Raw genomic sequence first — 1251 nt, 5'->3', positions numbered from 1 at the left:
GAATGGGCCAACAGGTTCAACTGGAGAAAGAGGAGTAACAGGGTCGACAGGGGTAACAGGATCGACAGGCTCAACAGGTCCAACAGGAGAAAGAGGAGTAACAGGGTCGACAGGAGTAACTGGATCGACTGGCCCAACAGGAGAAAGAGGAGTAACGGGTTCTACAGGAGGAACAGGATCAAATGGTCCAACAGGTGAAAGAGGAGTAACAGGCTCGACAGGGGTAACTGGAGCGACTGGTGCAACTGGAGAAAGAGGAGAAACAGGATCGATAGGAGTAACCGGTTCGACAGGAACGACAGGAGCAGCTGGAGCAACTGGAATAACAGGAACGACAGGAGAAACTGGCGTTACTGGGGCAACCGGAGCAACTGGAATAACAGGAACAACGGGAACGACTGGCGTAACCGGAGCAACAGGAGTAACTGGAACGACAGGCGTAACCGGGGTAACAGGAACAACCGGCACAACAGGAACGACTGGAGTAACTGGCCCGACAGGAGCAACAGGAGTAACTGGAGTAACTGGCTCGACAGGCGTAACCGGGGTAACAGGAACAACTGGAGCAACAGGAACAACTGGAGTAACCGGGCCAACAGGAGAAACAGGAGCAACCGGAGTAACCGGGCCGACAGGAGAAACAGGAGCAACCGGAGTAACAGGAACGACTGGCGTAACCGGGGTAACAGGAACAACAGGCCCAACAGGAGCAACTGGAACGACTGGCGTAACCGGAGTAACCGGGCCGACAGGAGAAACAGGAGCAACCGGAGTAACAGGAACGACTGGCGTAACTGGGGTAACAGGAACAACCGGCCCAACAGGAGCAACTGGAACGACCGGAGTAACCGGGCCGACAGGAGAAACCGGAGCAACCGGAGTAACCGGGCCGACAGGAGAAACAGGAGCAACAGGAGTAACCGGCCCAACAGGAGTAACCGGGGTAACGGGAACAACAGGGTCGACAGGAGAAACAGGAGCAACAGGGTCGACAGGAGAAACAGGAGCAACCGGAGTAACCGGCCCAACAGGAGTAACCGGGGTAACGGGAACAACCGGCCCAACAGGAGCAACAGGAGTAACCGGGTCGACAGGAGAAACAGGAGCAACAGGGTCGACAGGAGAAACAGGAGCAACGGGAGCAACAGGCCCAACAGGAGTAACCGGAGCAACAGGCCCAACGGGAGCAACAGGGTCAAACGGAGAAACAGGAGCAACCGGAGCGACAGGCCCAACGGGAGCGACAGGCCC

The 1251-nt window shown here is 56.7% G+C and carries 1 pseudogene; it reads left to right on the top strand.

Annotation, left to right across the window (positions count from 1 at the left end):
- A pseudogene (locus B6K90_RS24390) lies at positions 1-1251 on the top strand (collagen-like protein); the annotation flags it as partial.

The organism is Gottfriedia acidiceleris (genome assembly GCF_002128425.1).
Lineage (GTDB): Bacteria > Bacillota > Bacilli > Bacillales > Bacillaceae_G > Gottfriedia > Gottfriedia acidiceleris.
This window is presented reverse-complemented; position numbering and strand designations above follow the sequence as displayed.